Raw genomic sequence first — 18,403 nt, 5'->3', positions numbered from 1 at the left:
GTCAGCACCCCCGTCCCTGCAGGTCGCCGTACGACGGGCAGTCCGCCGCCCCGTAGGCCTGCGGCCCCGTCAGCACCAGGTCGGCGTCGAGCCGCACGTAGCGGCCGTAGCTCATGGCCTCGGTGAAGCCGCGCCCGAAGTCGGCGGCGGCCAGGACCCCGGCGACCACGTCGTCGCGCTCGTCGTACAGCACGTCGACGGTGACCGCGGTGCGCAGCAGCATGTCGACCAGCCCCTGCTCGTTCTCCGTCAGCAGCGCCCGCGTCTCGTCGAAGGCGGAGCTGCCGTTCGTGACGATGGCGGCGAAGTTGCGCTCCTGCTCCACGAGCGTGCGGGCGGCGACGAGGATGTCGTCGGTGGCCGCGAAGAGCTCCGGCGCGTAGCGCTGGAACGCCTCCAGGTTGGTGGACAGCAGCTCGAGGTTGCGACGCACGCGGGGGAACTCCGGGTTCAGCTTGGTCAGGTACTCGTCGAGACGCTCGATCGTGCGTCCCAGCTGCTCGCCGTTGCCGTCGAGGGCCTGGGCGAGGTTGCGCAGGGTGGTGGCCAGCTCGGCCGGGCCGAGCGCGGTGACGATCTGGTCGATGCTGTCCAGCACCTCCTGCAGCTCGAGGGTCTCCGCGCTGTTGTCCTGCGGGATGGTCTGGCCGGCGCGCAGGAACTCGGTGGTCTCCTGCGGCGAGGTGAGCTCGACGAACGACGTGCCGAACACGGTCGCCGGCAGCACGCGGGCCTGCACGTTGCGCGGCAGGTCGGAGGACAGCTCGGGGTCGAACTTCACCCCGACCTCCACGTACGCGCGGCCCGTGTCGGCGTCCGCCTCCTCGCCGTGCTGGATCGACTGGACCCGCCCGACGATGACGCCCTGGAAGCGCACGTCAGCGCCCTCGCGCAGCGCGCCGCCGGCGTTGTCGAGCTGGACGGTGCCGTCGAACTGCTCGGCGAACGCGCCCCGGCCCACCAGCACGAGGAGCGCCACGACCATGCCGATGACGACCACGCCCGCCGTGCCGCGCAGCACGAGCGTCGCCTTGGCGGGCTCGCGGTTGTTGCCCTTGAGGACCTGCCAGATGCTCACGCCATCACCCCGTGATCCTGAAGCCGGGGTCGTTGCCCCAGAACGCGAGCGTCAGCAGCATGTTCATGAGGATGACGACGACGATGCTCGCCCGGATGGCCCGGCCGGTGGCCTCTCCGACGCCCTGAGGACCACCGCCGGCGTTGAACCCGTACCAGCAGTGGATGAGCGTGACCAGCACGGCGAACACGACGATCTTGACGACCGAGAAGAAGACGTCGCGGCCCGAGATGAAGATGTCGAAGTAGTACTCGTAGGTTCCCGACGACTGCCCGAACACGACGACCACCGAGAGCTGCGAGGCGATCCACGAGCCGAGCAGACCGATGAGGTAGAGCGGCAGGATGGCGAACATCGAGGCGAGCAGGCGCGTGGTCACCAGGTAGCGCAACGGGTGCACGGCCATGACGCCGAGCGCGTCGATCTCCTCGTGGATGCGCATCGAGCCCAGCTGCGAGGTGAAGCGGCACCCCACCTGGGCGGCCAGGGCCAGCGCAGCGATGAGCGGGGCGAGCTCACGGGTGTTCACCGACGCCGACACGAAGCCGGTCAGCGGGGCCAGACCCACCAGCTCGAGGCCGTTGAAGCCCTCGATGCCGAGCGAGGTGCCCGCCGACAGGGAGAGCAGCACCATGACGCCGATCGTGCCGCCGCCGACGATGATGGCGCCGGAGCCCCAGCTGATGTCCATCAGCTGGCGCAGCACCTCCTTGCGGTAGTGCACGAGCGTGTACCGGATCGCGAGGATCGCACGGACGGCGAAGGTGAAGAAGTCGCCGATCCGGGCGAGCCCGTCGGCCGGTGCGTCGAGGATCTTGGCTGCCATCGGTCCCTCCCTCACGCGATCCGCTGCGGCACGAGCATGACGTAGGCCTGGGTCACCGCGACGTTCACGATGGACAGCAGGATGAAGCTGAGCACCACGGCCTGGTTCACCGCGTCGGCGACGCCCTTGGGCCCGCCCTTCGCGTTGAGGCCCTTGTGGGCGGCGACGATGGTGGCGATGAAGCCGAACAGGGCCGCCTTGAACTCCGCGAGCACCAGGTCGGTCGGCTGCGCGAAGGAGATGAACGAGTTCAGGTAGGTGCCCGAGCTGACATCACCGCTGCCCACGTTGAGGAAGTAGCCGGTGCCGATCGCGGTCACCGCCACGATCACGTTGAGCAGCAGGGCCACGACGATGGCCGCGAACAGCCGCGGCGCCACCAGCCGGTTCACGGGGTTGATGCCCATGACCCGCAGCGCGTCGACCTCCTCGCGCACCGTGCGCGCCCCGATGTCGGAGCACAGCGCGGACCCGACCGCGCCGGCGATCATGAGCGACGTCACCAGGGGGGCGCCCTGGCGCAGCACGCCGATGCCGTTGACCGCGCCGCTGAACGAGATCGCGCCGATCTGGTTGGCGATGCCGCCGATCTGCACCGACACGATGACGCCGAACGGGATGGCCACGAGGATCGTGGGCAGCAGCGACACCTTCGTCATGAACCAGGCCTGGAACAGCGCCTCCTGCCACGAGAACTTGCGCTGGACGATGTCGACGAAGATCGCGCGGGTCGCCTCGACGGCGAGGATGATCATGGCACCGGTGGTGGTGATGCCGGCCTGCATCCGTCCCCGGAGGTCGCCCACCAGGGCTGCTCCCGGGAGGCTGCGGGTTGTCGTGGACACGGGGGCTCCTCAGCTCGGACGGGGGATGTCGATGGCGGAGCTCAGCAGCAGGGCCTTGGCCCGGTCGCCGCGCACGCGCAGCTGACCGCGCAGCACGGCGGTGAGCGGGTTGAGGTGGCCGGTCGCCACGCGCAGGAAGTCCTCGCCCGAGCAGGTCACCGTGGCGTCGCGGTCGACGGTCGGGTCCTCGTCCGCCGGGCGGTCGGGCGTGATCGGGGTGACCGTGGCGGCACCGTCCGCGACGCGCACGACGAAGCGGTCGTGGCCGCCGCCGGCGGCGCCCGTGATGCGGAAGACGACCGTGAGCCGCACGAGGCCCGGCAGCCGCGGCTTGACGTGCTCCGGCAGGCGTCGCGCGACCTCGGCCAGCACCACGTCGCGGAACGGCCCCGCCATGACCGCGCGCAGGTGCCCGGTCGGGACCCCGAGCAGCACGGACGACACCGCACGCGGGTCGAGGGCGGCGGGCTCGACGAGGGGCTCGCCCGAGCCCGGGACGCGCAGGACCCGACCCGCCCGGAGCACCGTCGCCTGGTCGCCGGCGAGCTCGAGGCGGCCCGCGAGCAGCTCGAGCGCCGCCTCGGCCTGACCGGTCAGCAGGCGGACGAAGCCGAGGGCGGTCAGTCGCACCACGACCTCGGGCCGGCCGGCGGCGGGGCGGCCCGTCGTACCCCCCGCGGTGGCGTGCACGCGGCCGCCGTCGACGACGACCGTGCGGCGGTGGACCAGCGCACCGCGTCGGGTGAGCTCGAAGGTGACGGCGCAGGTGTCCACGCCGTCCGGGGCGCCCGAGGCGTCGACGAGCGCGTCCACCAGGGCGTCGACCAGGGCGGCCCCGTCGGGGCCGGTCACCCGCTCGAGCACGAGCGCGTCGTCGGCGTCGCGCAGCACCGCGAGGAGCGCGGGACCCTCCAGCGCCAGCAGCTCACCCGCGCCGAGCAGCCCGCCGGGGGCGCTCACGCGGCCACCGCGACGGCCGCGACGACGGACGCGATGCCGGGCTGCCGACGTCGTGACGCCGGCCGCGGGGCACGACTGGTGGGCATCTGCACTCCGTTCCACTCCCTCAAGCGGTCACAGGGGTAACGCCGGGTTCACCCTGGGGTTACGCGGGTCACACCTTAACCGTTGCACCGCTCGTGTCGTGTCGTGGCTCACGTCCCGGCGGGAGGAAGGTACTCGCGGGTACGGGACCTGCCAAGGGGCCTGCCGAGCGTCCGTCCGGCGCCGCGGGGGCGCTCACCGGCCGCGCCGGCGCACCGGCAGGTGGGTGCGCGGGGACATCCGCGCCCCGTGCCGGGGGCGCCGCAGCCCGGCCACGGCCAGCAGCTCCGGGACCCGGGCGCGGTGGGGCCGGTAGGGCTCGAGCAGCTCGGCCATCCCGGCGTCGTCGACGGGCTCGCCGACCAGCGCCCAGCCCACGTCCTTGGCGACGTGGTAGTCGCCGAAGCTCACCGCGTCGGCGTCGCCGAGCGCGCGGCGCGTGGTCTCCGCGGCGGTCCAGACGCCCACCCCGGGCACGGTGCGCAGGCGCCGGGTGACCTCGGCGGGCTCGAGGCCGACGGCCCGCTCGAGGGAGTCGGCGACCCGGGCCACCCGCACCAGGGTGCGCGAGCGGCCCGGGTCGATGCCGAGGGCGAGCCACTCCCACGACGGCACCAGCGCGAGCGTCCCGGGGGCGGGTGGCACGAGGAGCGGGCGGCCCGGCCGGACACCCGCACCGGTCCGCGCCCGTCCGCCCGCCGGCCGGTCCCCCGGTTCCGGCCCCGGGGCGGGCTCGCCGTACCGGCGCAGCAGCGCGGCGTAGGAGGCGAAGGCCTCCTGGCCGGTCACCTTCTGCTCGATGACCGCGGGCACGAGGGCGTCGAGCAGCACCCCGCTGCGCCCGAGCCGCCAGGCACCGTGGCGACGCCAGACGTCCCGCACGACCGGGTGGTGGGGCCGGAAGCCCGTCACGTCGTCCGCCGCCCCGAGGAGCCCGGGGGCCGCCTCGGCGAGCCAGTCCGCGCCCGGGCCCCAGCACGTGAGGTCGACCTCGCCGTCGTGGGGCCGGGCCAGCACGCGCAGGGTCGCGGGGCCCTCGGGCGTGCGCTGGGCGCGCCAGTGCGCGCCGTCGAGGGTGACCGCGTACGACGGGTCCCCCGCCCCGTGGCGCTGCTGGCGCAGGACGGCGGTCGCCGGGCAGGGCCACCCGGGCCGCCAGGTGCGGTGCACCTCGCCGCTCACCATGGGCTCACCACGGGCTCACCACCGGCTCACCGCACCCTCCTCCTCCCGGACGTCCGTGGGCGACGCTAGTCCGCCGCACCGACGGGCGGGCCCCTCCGCGAGCGGACACGCGTGCCACGCCCGTGCAACTGCGCGTTGCACTACGATGCCGCGCATGAGCGAGGCGGCGGCGCCCCCTGCCGACGGGGCCGACGGGCCGGGCGGGCCCGACGAGTCGGGCGGGGCGACCCAGGAGAAGGCACCCGGCGGGGACCGGCGACGGTCGGCGGCGGCGACGCGGCGGCGTCGTCGCGAGCAGGACATCCTGGAGGCCACCCGACGGCTCTTCGACGAACGGGGCGTCCGCGACGCGCAGATCGAGGACGTCGCCCAGGCGGTCGGCATCAACCGCGCCATCGTCTACCGCCACTTCACGGGCAAGGAGGAGCTCTTCGCCCTCACGCTCGTGGGCTACCTCGAGGAGCTGCGCGACGCGCTGGCCGCCGGCGCCGCGACGTCGCAGCGCGCCCCCGAGCGCCTCGAGGCGGTCGTGACCGCGTTCATCGAGTACGGCCTGGGCTACCCCGCGTTCGTCGACTGCGCCCAGACCCTCATGCGGCGGACGGGCACCGAGCTGCTGGACGAGATCAGCGAGAGCGCGATGCTCCGGCTGGGCCGGGGCATCTCCGGGTGCCTCGCCGTCCTCACCGGCGTGCTCGAGGACGGCGTGCGCTCCGGGGAGTTCTCCGTGGCCGACCCCATCCTGCTCTCGAACACCCTCTACGCGAGCGGGCTCGGGGCGCTGCAGCTCGCCCGCGTCGGCATCCTCGTGAAGGAGGCCGCGCCGGGCATCCCGACCGTCTCGAGCATCTCGCCCGAGCAGGTGCGGGTCTACATGGTCACCTCGGCCCTCGCGCTGGCCACGACCACGGGCTGACCGCCACGACGACCGACGGCGGCGACCCCCACCCGGGGATCGCCGCCGTCGTCGCGTGCGGGTGGTGCCGCCGCGTCAGTCCGCGGGGCGCTCGAGGATGGCGGTCACGCCCTGGCCGCCCGCGGCGCAGATCGAGATGACGGCCCGGCCCTCGCCCTTGTCGGCGAGCAGCTTCGCGGCGTTCGCGATGATGCGCCCGCCGGTCGCGGCGAACGGGTGGCCGGCGCCGAGCGAGGAGCCCTTGACGTTGAGCTTGTCCCGGTCGATCGAGCCCAGCGGCGCGTCGAGGCCGAGGCGCTCCTTGCAGAACACCGGGTCCTCCCACGCGGCGAGCGTCGAGAGCACCTGCGAGGCGAACGCCTCGTGGATCTCGTAGAAGTCGAAGTCCTGCAGACCGAGGCCCTCGCGCTCGAGCATGCGCGGCATGGCGTAGGCGGGCGCCATGAGGAGGCCCTCGCCGCCGTGCACGTAGTCGACGGCGGCCGTCTCGTACGCCGTGAGGTAGGCCAGCACCGGCAGGCCCTTCTCCTTCGCCCACTCCTCGGACGCGAGCAGCACCACGGAGGCGCCGTCGGTCAGCGGGGTCGAGTTGCCGGCCGTCATCGTGGCGGCCTCGCCCTTGCCGAAGACCGGCTTGAGCTTGGCCAGCTTCTCGGCCGTGGAGTCGGCGCGCAGGTTGTTGTCGCGCTCCACGCCGCGGAACGGCGTGACGAGGTCGGCCTGCCACCCCTCGTCGTACGACGCGGCGAGGTGCTGGTGCGACGCGGCGGCGAGCTCGTCCTGGGCCTCGCGGGTGATCTGCCACTCGACGGCGGTCAGCGCCTGGTGCTCACCCATGGACAGGCCGGTGCGCGGCTCGCCGTTCTGGGGGATGGTCGGCACGACGTCCGCCGGGCGGATGCGGGCCAGGGCCGCGAGCCGGCCCTTGAGGTCCTTGGCGCGGTTGGCGTCGAGGAGGATCTTGCGGAGGTTCTCACCCAGGGCGATCGGGGCGTCGGAGGTCGTGTCCGAGCCGCCGGCGATGCCCGCGTCGATCTGGCCGAGGGCGATCTTGTTGGCGACGTAGATGATCGCCTGCAGGCCCGTTCCGCACGCCTGCTGGATGTCGGTGGCCGGCGTCGTCGGCGCGAGCTTGGAGCCCAGCACCGCCTCGCGGGTCAGGTTGAAGTCGCGGGAGTGCTTGAGGACGGCACCGGCGACGACCTCGCCCACCTGCTCCCCGGCGAGGCCGAAGCGGTCGACGAGACCGTCGATCGCCGCGGTCAGCATGTCCTGGTTGGAGGCGTCCGAGTAGACGCTGTTCGAGCGGGCGAAGGGGATGCGGTTGCCGCCGACGACGGCGACGCGGCGAGTCTGGGCCTGCATGTCGATCTGCTCCTGATCCTGGGGACGACGGGTGTGCCTATCCTGGCGGCGACCGCGGCCTGGGCGGTACCCGGTGAGCGCCAGGTCACGGAATGTGGACACCGAGTTGCACCACACGTTACTACTGGTGAGTAGTCTACTGCTCGCCCATCATGCACCGTCTTGTCGCCGAACCATCCGCGCACTGGAGGACGTCTGACCATGACCGACCGCTACCAGGGGTTCGTCGCGAGCCCCGTCGGCAAGTTCCTCGTCAAGAACCTCGGCCTGCCCAGCCCGGTGGCCCTGGACCGCTACGTCGAGGGCGCGCCCCTCGTCGACGGCACCGTCCTCGTGGGCGGCACCGGCCGCCTCGTGGAGCAGCTGCCCGAGGTGCTCGACGGCCTCGGCATCACCGCCACGACGACGCGGGAGGACGGCGCGACGTACAAGGGCCTCGTCCTGGACGCCACCGGCCTGACCTCGGCCGCGGAGCTCGGCGCCCTGCGCGACTTCTTCACCCCGGTGCTGCGCAGCCTCGCGCCGTGCACGCACGTCGTCGTGCTCGGCACGCCGCCCGAGGCCACCGGCTCCACAGGCGAGCGCATCGCCCAGCGCGCCCTCGAGGGCTTCACGCGCTCGCTGGGCAAGGAGATCGGGCGCGGCAGCACCGTGCAGCTCGTGTACGTCGCCCCCGGCGCCGAGGGCGCGGTCGACTCCACGCTCGCCTTCTTCCTCTCCCCCAAGTCGGCCTACGTGTCGGGCCAGGTCGTGCGCGTCGGCACCACCGGCTCGACCACGGCCGAGCCGGTGGCCGACCCGACCAAGCCGCTGACCGGCAAGGTCGCCCTGGTCACCGGCGCCAGCCGCGGCATCGGCGAGCAGATCGCGCGGGTGCTGCACCGCGACGGCGCCACCGTGGTGGGTGTCGACGTGCCGCAGGCCGCCTCCGACCTCGTCGCGCTGGTCAAGGAGCTCGACGGCGACCACATCGCCCTCGACATCACCGCGCCCGACGCGCCGCAGCGCATCGCGCACCACGTCAAGGAGAAGCACGGCGGCGTCGACATCGTCGTCCACAACGCCGGCATCACCCGCGACAAGAAGCTGGCCAACATGGGCGAGGACCGCTGGGACTCCGTCATCGCGGTCAACGTCTCCGCGCCCGAGCTCATCACCGCCGAGCTCCTCGAGCAGGACGCCATCCGGCCGAACGGCCGCATCATCGGCGTCGCCTCGATCGCCGGCATCGCGGGCAACGTCGGGCAGACCAACTACGCGGCCTCCAAGGCGGGCGTCATCGGTCTCGTCGACGCGCTGGCGCCGACGCTGTCCGACGGCATCACCGTCAACGCGGTGGCCCCGGGGTTCATCGTCACCCAGATGACGGCCGCCGTGCCGTTCGCGACCCGCGAGGTGGGCCAGCGCCTCAACGCCATGGCGCAGGGCGGCCTCCCGGTGGACGTCGCCGAGACCATCGCCTGGTACGCCTCCCCCGGGTCCACCGCCGTCAACGGCAACGTGGTCCGCGTGTGCGGCCAGATGATGCTGGGGGCCTGACGCGGTGGCCGCCCAGGACGAGGCCCGCACGCTCTCGGGCAGCACCGGCGGGCTCGCCGTGCTCGCCCGGGCCGCGCTGCCCGCCGTACCCGGCGTGAACCAGCTGCCCGGGGTGCGCAAGCGTCCCGCCGCGGACTTCACCGGCCTGGCGTTCACCCGCCCGGCCGTGGTGGTCGAGAGGGACGAGGTGGCGGCGTACGCCGGGGTCTGCGGGTTCCCGACGAAGGACGTCGTGCCGCTGACGTACCCGCACATGCTCGCCTTCCCGCTGCACATGGCGATCATGAGCGACCCGGCGTTCCCCTACCCGGCCATCGGCACGGTCCACCTCGAGAACGCGATCACGCAGCACCGGCCCGTCGCGATCGGCGAGACGCTGGCCGTGCGCACCGCGGTCGCCCCGGCCCGGCCGCACCCGAAGGGCCGGGTGCTCGACTTCACCACGACGGCGTACGTCGGCGAGGAGCTGGTCTGGGAGAGCACGTCGGTCTACCTGCGGCGCGGACGCGGTGACGCCGACGCGCCCTTCGGGACCCTCTTCGAGGAGGTCGGTCCCACGGGGACGCAGTGGAAGCTGCCCGCCGACCTCGGCCGGCGCTACGCCGCGGTCTCCGGCGACCACAACCCCATCCACCTCTACCCGCTGACCGCGAAGGCGCTGGGCTTCCCGCGCCAGATCGCGCACGGCATGTGGAGCAAGGCGCGCTGCGTCGCGCAGCTGGAGAACCGGCTGCCCGACGCCGTCACCGTCGAGGTGTCGTTCCGCAAGCCGATCTTCCTGCCGGGGACGGTCGCGTTCGGCTCGCGCCCGACCGAGGACGGGTTCGCGTTCTCGCTGTCCGACCCGCGCCGCGGCTCGGTGCACCTGCTGGGGCGCAGCACCGCGCGCTGACGCTCCACCCACCGCACGTGGCGGGGGCTCCCGGGACGACCGGGGCCCCCGCCACGTGTCGTCCCGGGGTGCCGCAGGGTCCCGGGGAAGGGTCAGGGACCGCCGACGTTCGGGCCGGCCACGGGCCGGATGAGGCCCTCCTGCGCCACCGTCGCGGCGCGCGTGCCGTCCTCGGTGTAGATGCCCGCGAGCGACAGCCCGCGGGCACCCGAGGCCGAGGGCGACTCCTGGTCGTAGAGCCACCAGCGGTCGGCGCGGAACGGGCGGTGGAACCACACCGTGTGGTCGAGCGACGCCGGCTGGATCCCCGGCGAGTTGAGCGTCAGCCCGTGGGGCACCAGCGTCGCGCCGAGCAGCGTCAGGTCGCTCGCGTAGATGAAGACGGCCCGCTGCAGCGCCTGGTCGTCAGGGATCTCGCCGTCGACCCGCACCCAGATGCGCGCCTGGGCGGGACGGGCCGGGTCGACGGGCAGCCCCAGGCCGCTCACGCCGACGTAGCGCACGTCGAGCGCCGACCACTCCCGCTCCCAGGCCTCGACGTCCACGCCGCCCTCGCTGCGGCTGCGGATGATGTCGACGAGCCGCAGGGACTCCTCCGGCGGCACGACCGTCGGCGCGCCCGCCTGGTGGTCGAAGCCGGGCTCCTCGTCCTGGAAGTTGATGGTCACGTAGAAGATGTCGCGCCCGTGCTGGCGGGCCACGACGCGGCGGGTCGAGAACGCACGCCCGTCGCGGAGGCGCTGCACGTCGTACACGATCGGGACGGCGGGGTCGCCGGGGCGCAGGAAGTAGGCGTGCAGCGAGTGCGCGAGGCGCTCCGGGGCGACCGTCCGGGCGCCGGCGAGGAAGGCCTGCGCCGCGACCTGGCCGCCGAAGACCCGCTGGCGCGACGTGTCGGGCTGGCGGCCGCGGAAGAGGTTGACGTCGATCGTCTCGATGTCGAGCAGGTCGAGGAGCTCGTCGGCGGTCTGCGGCATGGCGGGCCTTTCTGCGCCCCGCCGCGGACGGTCACGGCAGGGTGTGTCGGTCGGGTGCGGGACGTTCGGGGCGAGCGGTCAGGTGCGGTCGTCGGGCACGTCGGGGCCCTCGAGACCGGCGAGGAACTGCTCGAACTGCCGGCCGATCTCCTCGCCGGAGGGCAGCGGCTCCTCGGGCGCGAGCAGGTTCGAGCCCTGCTCCTCGGCGCGGTGGAACGTGTCGTACTGGCGCTCGAGGCCCTGCACCACCTCGAGCACCTCGCCGTGCTCGGTCAGGTAGTCGGCGATCTCGGCGTCCGTGCGCTCGGCGTCCGCGCGCAGCGTCGTCAGGTCGAACGACAGCGACGCGGCCTGCGCGACGTGCTCGAGCAGGCTGATGGCGGCACGCGGGTAGCCCATCTGCGCGAGGTAGTGCGGCACGTGGACGACGGCGCCCTGCATCGGGTGCCCCCACTCGCCGAGGCGGATCTCCAGCATGGCCTGGGCGCTGGACGGCACCCGCAGCTCGCCCTGCCAGGGCGACGGACCCGTCACCAGGTCGGCCTCGTTGGCGTGCACGGTCAGCGCGACGGGCCGGGTGTGCGGCACGGCCATCGGCACGGCGGCCAGGGCGACGACGCGGGAGACGCCCAGGCGCTCCACCAGCACGCGCACGGCGCGGGCGAAGGCCTCCCAGCGCACGTCGGGCTCGGGGCCCACCAGCAGCAGGTACGGCGTGCCCTCCGCGTCGCGCTGGCGGCGCACCACGAGGCGCGGGGCCGCGTAGTCCTCGTAGCGGTCACGGACGAACGACACCGGGGGACGGCGCGCCCGGTAGTCGTAGAGCTCGTCGACGTCGAACGTGGCGACGACCGGGCCGCGGTCGGCGAGCAGGTGCTCGGCCGCGAGCACCGACGCCCGTCCCGCGTCGAGGAAGCCCTCCAGGGCCAGCACGAGCACCGGGGCCTCGAGCGGCTCGACGTCGTCGACGATGTGCACCAGCCGGTCGGCGCGGTCGTGGTCCATCGGGCGGCTCCTCTCGCTCGGGCAGGGTCGGTGGCACAACCGTAGTGGTGGCGCCCGTTGTTCCCCCGCGGGCGGGCCCGGGGGTGAGACCTGCGCCCCACTCCCCCGGACCGTCGGCCGGGTGCGTCAGCCGCGCGCCGCGGCCTCCTCGCGCGCCAGGTTGGAGCGGCGCACGCCGTACGCGAAGTAGACGACGACGCCGATGACCATCCAGATCCCGAAGCGCAGCCACGTCTCGCCGGTGAGGTTCAGCATGAGGTAGCCGCACAGCAGCACCGACGCGGTGGCCACGAACCCGACGGCCGGGGTGCGGAACGCGCGCGGCAGGTCGGGGCGGGTGCGGCGCAGCACGACGACGCCGATGCTGACGAGGATGAACGCGAAGAGCGTGCCGATGTTGACGAGCTCGCCGAGGGTCGTGAACGGCACGAAACCGCTCATGAGGGCGACGGCGATGCCGGTGATGAGGGTGATCCGGTACGGCGTGCCGAACCGCGGGTGGACCTTGGCGAGGCCCTTCGGGAAGAGGCCGTCGCGCGACATCGCGAACGCGACGCGCGTCTGGCCCATCATCAGGATCATCACGACGACGGTGAGGCCGATGCAGGCCCCGACGGCGATGAGGTCGCCGATCCAGTCGCGGCCCACCGCCGCGAAGGCGTCGGAGAGCGGCGCCGCGCTGTCGGGGTCGATGTCCTCGTAGCTCTGCATGCCCGTGATGACGAGGCTGACGGCGATGTAGAGCCCGGTGACGATCGCGAGGGAGGACAGGATGCCGATCGGCACGTTGCGCTGCGGGTCGATGGTCTCCTCGGCGGTCGTCGCGACGACGTCGAAGCCGATGAAGGCGAAGAACACGATGGAGGCGCCGGCGATGACGCCCGCGACGCCGTACACGGCCGGGTCGAGGCCGAAGATCGAGGAGACGAGCGGCGTGTGGAGGAAGCCGCCCTCGGAGTCCGGGGTGGGCTGCGACGGCGGGACGAACGGCGAGTAGTTGTCGGCGCTGATGTAGCCGACGCCCATCACGATGACGATGGCGACCACGGCCAGCTTGATGGCCACGACGACCTGGTTGATGCGGCTCGACAGCTTGATGCCGCCGATGAGCACGGCCATGACGAGCAGCGAGATGACGACGGCGGGGAGGTCGATCACGCCGTCGGTGGAGCTGGACAGCTGGGTGGGCAGCGCGAGCGCCGTGCCGTCGAGCAGGCTCGACAGGTAGCCCGAGAAGCTCGTGGCCAGCGCGGCCGAGCCGACGGTGAACTCGAGCACCAGGTCCCACCCGATGATCCACGCCACGAGCTCGCCGGCCGTGGCGTAGCTGAACGTGTAGGCGCTGCCGGCGACCGGGACCGTCGAGGCGAACTCGGCGTAGCAGAGCGCGGCGAGCGCGCAGGCGAGGCCCGCGACCGCGAAGGACAGGGCGATGGCCGGCCCCGCGTTCGAGGCCGCCACCGTGCCGGTCAGCACGAAGATGCCCGCGCCGATGATGACGCCGACGCCGAAGACCGTCAGGTCGATGGCGGTCAGGTTCTTCTTGAGCCGGTGCTCGGGCTCCTCGGTGTCGGCGATCGAGCGCTCGACGGACTTGGTGCGCATGACGTTCACGCGGAGGACCGTACGACGTGGCGCCCCGCCGGGGCGAGCGGGCTCCCGGCTCGGCCACCGCGTCGGCCTCCCCGGGTCGGCCCCCGGGTCAGCCTCGCCGGGTCAGCCGGAGTGGTCGACGTCGAGCAGCGGGCCGCGGTCGGCGAGCGCGGTGATCTCCTCGAGGCACTGCCGCGCGAGCGTCTGCGGGTCGAGACCGACCTGCTCGAGGATCGCGGCGCGCTTGGCGTGGTGCAGGAACTCCTGCGGCAGCGCGTGGATCCGCACCGGCGTGCTCACGCGGGCCTCGTTGAGCGCGGTGAGCAGCGCGACGCCGCAGCCGCCGACGCGGCCGCCGTCCTCGACGCTGACGACGAGGCGGTGGCGCCGGGACAGCTCGACGAGGGCGGGGTTGACGGGCACGACCCACCGCGGGTCGACGACGGTGACGCCGACGCCGTGGGCGCCCAGGCGCTCGGCGACCTCGAGCGCGGTCGTGGCCATCGCGCCCACGGCGACGACGAGGACGTCCTCGTCCCCGCTGCGGTGGAGCACGTCGACGCCGCCGACCTGCTCGAGCGCCGGGATGTCGGCCGGCGGCGGGCCCTTCGGGTAGCGCACGACGGTCGGCGCGTCCTCGACGGTGACGGCCTCGGCGAGCAGCTCGGCGAGACGGGCCCCGTCGCGCGGCGCGGCCAGGCGCAGGCCGGGCACGAGCTGGAGCAGCGACATGTCCCACATGCCGTTGTGGCTGGCGCCGTCGTCGCCCGTCACGCCCGAGCGGTCGAGCACGAACGTGACGCCGCAGCGGTGCAGGGCGACGTCCATCAGCACCTGGTCGAAGGCGCGGTTGAGGAACGTGGCGTAGACGGCGAAGACCGGGTGCATGCCGGCGAGCGCGAGACCGGCCGCCGACGTCGCCGCGTGCTGCTCGGCGATGCCCACGTCGAAGACGCGGTCGGGGAAGCGCTCGGCGAAGGCCTGCAGGCCGACGGGGTGCAGCATGGCCGCGGTCAGGGCCACGAGGTCGGGACGCTGCTCGCCGAGGGTGACGATCTCCTCGGAGAACACGTCGGTCCACCCGCGGGCCTTCGGCTTCTCGACGCCGGTGCCGACGTCGAAGGGGCCGGGCGCGTGGAACTGGTCGGCCTCGTGGCGCTCCGCCGCGTCGTACCCGTGGCCCTTGCGGGTCAGGGCGTGGACGATGACGGGGCCGCCGAATCCCTTGGCCTGGGCGAGCGCGTGCTCGAGCGCGTCGAGGTCGTGGCCGTCGACGGGCCCGACGTACTTCAGCCCGAGGTCCTCGAAGAGACCCTGCGGGGCGATGGCGTCCTTGACGCCCTTCTTGATGGCGTGGAGCGCGTCGTACGCCGCCGGGCCGACGCCCGGCACCGCGTTGAGGCGCCGCTTCACGAGGTCGAGCACGTTCTCGTAGCGCGGGCTCGTGCGCAGCGTCGTCAGCGCGGTCGCGAGGCCGCCGATCGTCGGGGTGTAGCTGCGGCCGTTGTCGTTCACGACGATGACGAGGCGGCTGCGCGGGGAGATCGCGATGTTGTTGAGCGCCTCCCAGGCCATGCCGCCCGTGAGGGCGCCGTCACCGATGACGGCGACGACGTGGCGGTCCTCGCCCTGCAGGGCGTAGGCCTTCGCGAGCCCGTCGGCGTAGCTGAGGGCGGTCGAGGCGTGGGAGTTCTCGACGATGTCGTGGGCGGACTCGTCCTGGCTCGGGTAGCCCGACAGGCCGCCCTCCTGCCGCAGCGACGCGAAGCGGGGGGCGCGACCGGTCAACAGCTTGTGCACGTAGGTCTGGTGGCCGGTGTCGAAGACCACGCGGTCGTGCGGCGAGTCGAAGGTGCGGTGGATCGCGAGCGTCAGCTCGACGACGCCGAGGTTCGGGCCGAGGTGGCCACCGGTCGTGGCGCAGGTCGCGACGAGCAGGTCGCGGATCTCCGTGGCCAGCTCCTCGAGCTGCGGGGCCGTGAGGTCACGCAGGTCCTCCGGCGCCGTCACCGACTCCAGGTAGCCCATCAGCCGCGTCCCTTCCGTCGTGTCGTCGCTCGTGGCCCGTGCACGCCCGTGACCGTGCCGTGGGCGTCTGTCGAGTGTATCGGCCGGGTGCGCGTGCTCCCGGATCCTCGGGCCGGCCCCTCGGCCGGCCCCTCGGCCGGCACCGCGGCCGGCACCTCGGCCCGCCCCTCACAGGTCGACGCGGGCCACCGAGCCCTCGTGCAGGCTGCCGAGCCAGACCCGGCCCTCGTGCTCCCGCACGCCCGTCACCATGTGGAACTGCGCCCGGGTCGCCGGGTCCCGCACCTCGAGGTCGTGCACGACCCCGCCGTCGGCGTCGAGCGCGATCGCCCGCACGGTACGGCGGGGGGCGGGCTGGAGGCGGTCCGGCACGGCGGTCACGGCGCGCCGTACCCAGCCGGGGGCGTGCTGGATGCGGGTGACGAGCGGGTCCTCGGGGCTGGCGACGGCGATCCACACCAGGCCGTCGCTCCCGGTGGCGATGTTGTCGGGGTAGCCGGGCAGGTCGTCGGCCAGCAGGTCGCGCTCGCCGGCACGGGGACCGGTCAGCCACAGCCGTACGACGGTGCGCAGCGCCGTCTCGGCCACCGCCACCCAGGAGCCGTCGGGCGCCAGGGCGACGCCGTTCGCGAAGCCCAGGTCGTCGAGGAGCACCTCCACCGTGCCGTCCGGCGCACGGCGCAGCAGGCGGCCGGTGCGGGTGACGCGCACCATCTCGTGCTTCCACTCGTCGATCCCGTGCAGCAGGGAGGAGTCGGAGAAGAAGACCGTGCCGTCGGGCGCGACGGCGGCGTTGTTGCAGAACCGCATCGGCGTGCCGTCGACCTCGCGCACGAGGGTCTCGACGCGGTCGCCGGCCAGGTCGACGGCGAGCAGGCCGCGCCGGGCGTCGCAGACGAGCAGCCGGCCGTCGGGCAGGTGCTCCAGGCCCAGGGGCCGGCCGGCGGTGTGGCCGACCCGGGTGACGCGGCGGCCGTCGTGGGAGATGCGCAGGAGCGCGCCGTCCTCCGTGCCCGTGAACACCGCGCCCTCGTCGACGCCGTGCAGGCCGACCAGCACGTCCTCCGTGCCGAACCCGGGGACGTGGACGAGGTCGAGGGTGCGCGCCACGGCCCCGTCGGCCCCGTCGGACGCAGCGGCTCCCCCGGTGCTCACGCCTGCTCCTGCAGGGCGGCCTCGACGCGCTCGACCTTGCCGGTCAGCTCGCCGGTCCAGCCCGGTCGGATGTCGGCCTTCAGCACGAGGCTCGTACGCGGGGAGACCGCGGTGACGACGTCGACGGCCTGCTTGACGACGGCCATCACCTCGTCCCACTCCCCCTCCAGGGTGGTGAACATGGCGTCGGTGCGGTTCGGGAGGCCCGACTCCCGCACGACGCGCACCGCGGCGGCCACCGCCGCGCTCACCGAGCCGTCGTCGCCACCCGTCGTCGGGGCGACCGAGAACGCAACCAGCACGGGGCACTCCTCTCCTCGCGACCACCGGGGAACCGCGCGGCGCCCGGGCCGCCGGTGGACGCACCGGCGACGGCCTCGGCCCAGCATGCCTCCCGGCGCGTCCTACCCGACAGTAGGGTGGCCGCCATGTCGCGATCCGTGGAGGAGCTCGCCGCCCGGCTCGGCCTGCCGGTCGAGCGCCTGGCCCTGCTGGAGGGCCACGCCGAGGCGGACGTGGCCGTGCTGGCGGACGCCGTGGGGCTGGCGGTGCTGGCCGAGGACCGGGCCGTCGAGGACGGGCTGGCCGCGGCGCTGCGGATGGTGCCCCTGCCGCTGCGGGGCCGCGCCCGCGCGCTCCTGCTGGGGGACGACGATGCCTGAGCCCGAGGTCCCCGAGACCCCCGGCGACCCGGGAGCAGCAGCCCCCGGCGGCCCGGCGGCTCCCCCGGCGCTCGGTGACGTCGCGGCCCGCCTCGCGACCCGGGCGGAGGTGGCGAAGCTGGCCCACGAGCTCGACCTCGCCCCCGACGAGCTCGCCTTCCTCGCGGACGAGCCGGCGGACGCCCTGCGGGCGCTGCGCACCGACGTCGCCACCAGCCTCGCCGCCCGCCACGAGGCCCGGCTGCGCCGGGTCGCGGGCCTCGCCGGCGTGCTCCCGCCGGGGCTCGCGGCGCGGGCGGCCCAGCAGGCCGGCCCCGTCGTCGGCGCCCGGGTCGCGAGCGCGCTCGACCCCGACGACGCCGTGCGGCTCGCCGGGCGCCTGCCCCTGGACTTCCTCGCCGAGCTCACGCTCTCCCTCGACACCGCCGGCGTCGAGCGCGTCGTGCCCGGGCTCGACCCGGCCCTGGTGACCGCCGTCGGCCGCCGCCTGCTCGAGGAGGGCGAGCACCTCGTGCTCGGCCGGCTCGTCTCGGCCGTGCCGCCCGAGGCCGCGCTCGCGGTGGTGGAGCACGCCGACCCCGCCGCGCTGCTCCAGGTCGCGCTGCTCGTCGACGACCGTTCCGTGCTGCCCGGCCTGGTGCGGGAGCTGCCGGTCGACGCCCTGCGCGCCGTGCTCGCCGCGTGCCACGACCACGGGACCGAGACCGACGCCCTCACCCTCCTCACCGCCCTCGACGCCCCGGGCCGCGGGCGCGTCCTCACCTGCCTCGCGTCCCTGCCCGCCGAGCACCGGGCCGGGTTCCTCACGGTGGCCGCCGAGCTCGGGGCCTGGTCGGAGGTGCTGCCCGGCCTCGCGCACGTCGACGACGCCGCCCTGGGCACCCTCCTCGAGCCCCCCGCCGGGCCCGCCGCGCTCGCCGGGGTGTCCGCCGCAGCCCGGGCGGTCGGCGACACCGCCACCGCGGCCCGCCTCGACGCGGTGGCTCCGTGACCCAGGGCGCCCCCGTCCCGCCCCCGCTCGTCCGCGTCGCGGAGCGTCTCGACGTACCCCTCGCGGAGCTCGCGGCCCTCGAGCGCTGCGACCCGGCCGACCTCGAGGCGCTCGACACCGCGATCGCGATGGCGCAGCACGCCGAGGACCTCGAGGTACGCCGGAGCATGCGCGACGCCGTGCGCTTCGTGCCCGCTCCCCTGCGCCGTCGCGTGGCCGCGGCGCTCTTCCCCGCCGACGAGCCCGGTGATGGGCGCCGCGATGGCGCAGCCGAGCCGGGAGTGCAGGCGGAGGGTGCGTGA

Annotated in this window: 18 protein-coding genes; 6 read left to right on the top strand and 12 right to left on the bottom strand. The window is 74.1% G+C overall.

The window, feature by feature from the left end; genetic code table 11:
- Position 1 precedes the first annotated feature (1 nt).
- From KK617_RS04405 to KK617_RS04385, 5 genes are all read right to left on the bottom strand, one after another.
- Positions 2-1,078, bottom strand: a complete 1,077-nt coding sequence (locus KK617_RS04405) for an MCE family protein (RefSeq protein WP_277498335.1) — start codon at positions 1,076-1,078, stop codon at positions 2-4.
- Between the two features lie 4 nt (positions 1,079-1,082).
- Entirely contained in the window at positions 1,083-1,904 is an 822-nt protein-coding gene (locus KK617_RS04400; RefSeq protein WP_277498334.1) for an ABC transporter permease, read from the bottom strand.
- 11 nt (positions 1,905-1,915) lie between these two features.
- Positions 1,916-2,749 (bottom strand): ABC transporter permease, encoded by an 834-nt coding sequence (locus KK617_RS04395; RefSeq protein WP_277498333.1) that lies wholly within the window; start codon positions 2,747-2,749, stop codon positions 1,916-1,918.
- Positions 2,750-2,758: 9 nt separating this feature from the next.
- Positions 2,759-3,709 (bottom strand): SCP2 sterol-binding domain-containing protein, encoded by a 951-nt coding sequence (locus KK617_RS04390; RefSeq protein ID WP_277498332.1) that lies wholly within the window; start codon positions 3,707-3,709, stop codon positions 2,759-2,761.
- A gap of 279 nt (positions 3,710-3,988) precedes the next feature.
- Positions 3,989-4,978: a DNA-3-methyladenine glycosylase 2 family protein gene (locus KK617_RS04385; protein WP_277498331.1), complete on the bottom strand. Its 990-nt coding sequence runs from the start codon at positions 4,976-4,978 to the stop codon at positions 3,989-3,991.
- A gap of 154 nt (positions 4,979-5,132) precedes the next feature.
- On the opposite strand from KK617_RS04385, the gene KK617_RS04380 reads away from it, so the two are divergent.
- Positions 5,133-5,894 carry a TetR/AcrR family transcriptional regulator gene (locus tag KK617_RS04380; RefSeq protein ID WP_277498330.1) on the top strand — a complete coding sequence of 254 codons (762 nt, stop codon included), beginning with the start codon at positions 5,133-5,135 and terminating at the stop codon, positions 5,892-5,894.
- Positions 5,895-5,969: 75 nt separating this feature from the next.
- Here the strand turns inward: KK617_RS04380 and KK617_RS04375 are convergent, their stop codons facing one another.
- Positions 5,970-7,259: an acetyl-CoA C-acetyltransferase gene (locus KK617_RS04375; RefSeq protein WP_277498328.1), complete on the bottom strand. Its 1,290-nt coding sequence runs from the start codon at positions 7,257-7,259 to the stop codon at positions 5,970-5,972.
- A 201-nt stretch (positions 7,260-7,460) separates the two neighbouring features.
- Between KK617_RS04375 and KK617_RS04370 the strand changes: the two genes are divergently transcribed.
- Complete coding sequence (locus tag KK617_RS04370; protein WP_277498326.1) at positions 7,461-8,798, top strand: 3-oxoacyl-ACP reductase; 1,338 nt, start codon at positions 7,461-7,463, stop codon at positions 8,796-8,798.
- Positions 8,799-8,802: 4 nt separating this feature from the next.
- Positions 8,803-9,690: a MaoC/PaaZ C-terminal domain-containing protein gene (locus KK617_RS04365; protein WP_277498325.1), complete on the top strand. Its 888-nt coding sequence runs from the start codon at positions 8,803-8,805 to the stop codon at positions 9,688-9,690.
- Between the two features lie 92 nt (positions 9,691-9,782).
- Here the strand turns inward: KK617_RS04365 and KK617_RS04360 are convergent, their stop codons facing one another.
- From KK617_RS04360 to KK617_RS04335, 6 genes are all read right to left on the bottom strand, one after another.
- Positions 9,783-10,667 carry an acyl-CoA thioesterase II gene (locus KK617_RS04360; RefSeq protein WP_277498324.1) on the bottom strand — a complete coding sequence of 295 codons (885 nt, stop codon included), beginning with the start codon at positions 10,665-10,667 and terminating at the stop codon, positions 9,783-9,785.
- A gap of 78 nt (positions 10,668-10,745) precedes the next feature.
- On the bottom strand, positions 10,746-11,672 hold the full coding sequence (locus tag KK617_RS04355; RefSeq protein WP_277498323.1) for a PAC2 family protein: 927 nt from the start codon (positions 11,670-11,672) through the stop codon (positions 10,746-10,748).
- 126 nt (positions 11,673-11,798) lie between these two features.
- Entirely contained in the window at positions 11,799-13,277 is a 1,479-nt protein-coding gene (locus KK617_RS04350; protein ID WP_346812780.1) for an amino acid permease, read from the bottom strand.
- A 111-nt stretch (positions 13,278-13,388) separates the two neighbouring features.
- Entirely contained in the window at positions 13,389-15,293 is a 1,905-nt protein-coding gene (gene dxs, locus KK617_RS04345) for a 1-deoxy-D-xylulose-5-phosphate synthase (RefSeq protein WP_277498321.1), read from the bottom strand.
- A 168-nt stretch (positions 15,294-15,461) separates the two neighbouring features.
- Positions 15,462-16,448, bottom strand: coding sequence for an SMP-30/gluconolactonase/LRE family protein (locus KK617_RS04340; RefSeq protein WP_277498320.1), 987 nt, complete (start codon positions 16,446-16,448; stop codon positions 15,462-15,464).
- On the bottom strand, positions 16,445-16,750 hold the full coding sequence (locus KK617_RS04335; RefSeq protein WP_277498318.1) for a thiamine-binding protein: 306 nt from the start codon (positions 16,748-16,750) through the stop codon (positions 16,445-16,447). The genes KK617_RS04340 and KK617_RS04335 overlap by 4 nt, the downstream gene beginning before the upstream one ends.
- A 126-nt stretch (positions 16,751-16,876) precedes the next feature.
- Here KK617_RS04335 and KK617_RS04330 point away from each other — a divergent pair, with 126 nt between their 5' ends.
- From KK617_RS04330 to KK617_RS04320, 3 genes are read left to right on the top strand one after another with little or no spacing between them, the layout of a single operon-like run.
- Positions 16,877-17,110 (top strand): hypothetical protein, encoded by a 234-nt coding sequence (locus tag KK617_RS04330; RefSeq protein ID WP_277498315.1) that lies wholly within the window; start codon positions 16,877-16,879, stop codon positions 17,108-17,110.
- Positions 17,103-18,101: a hypothetical protein gene (locus tag KK617_RS04325; protein ID WP_277498314.1), complete on the top strand. Its 999-nt coding sequence runs from the start codon at positions 17,103-17,105 to the stop codon at positions 18,099-18,101. The genes KK617_RS04330 and KK617_RS04325 overlap by 8 nt, the downstream gene beginning before the upstream one ends.
- Positions 18,098-18,403, top strand: a complete 306-nt coding sequence (locus tag KK617_RS04320) for a hypothetical protein (protein WP_277498313.1) — start codon at positions 18,098-18,100, stop codon at positions 18,401-18,403. Before KK617_RS04325 ends, KK617_RS04320 begins: the two co-directional genes overlap by 4 nt.

This window comes from Nocardioides sp. ChNu-99 (genome assembly GCF_029493445.1).
Classification (GTDB): domain Bacteria; phylum Actinomycetota; class Actinomycetes; order Propionibacteriales; family Nocardioidaceae; genus Nocardioides.
The sequence above is the reverse complement of the archived record's forward strand: the minus strand, read 5'-3'. Positions and strand labels throughout refer to the sequence as shown.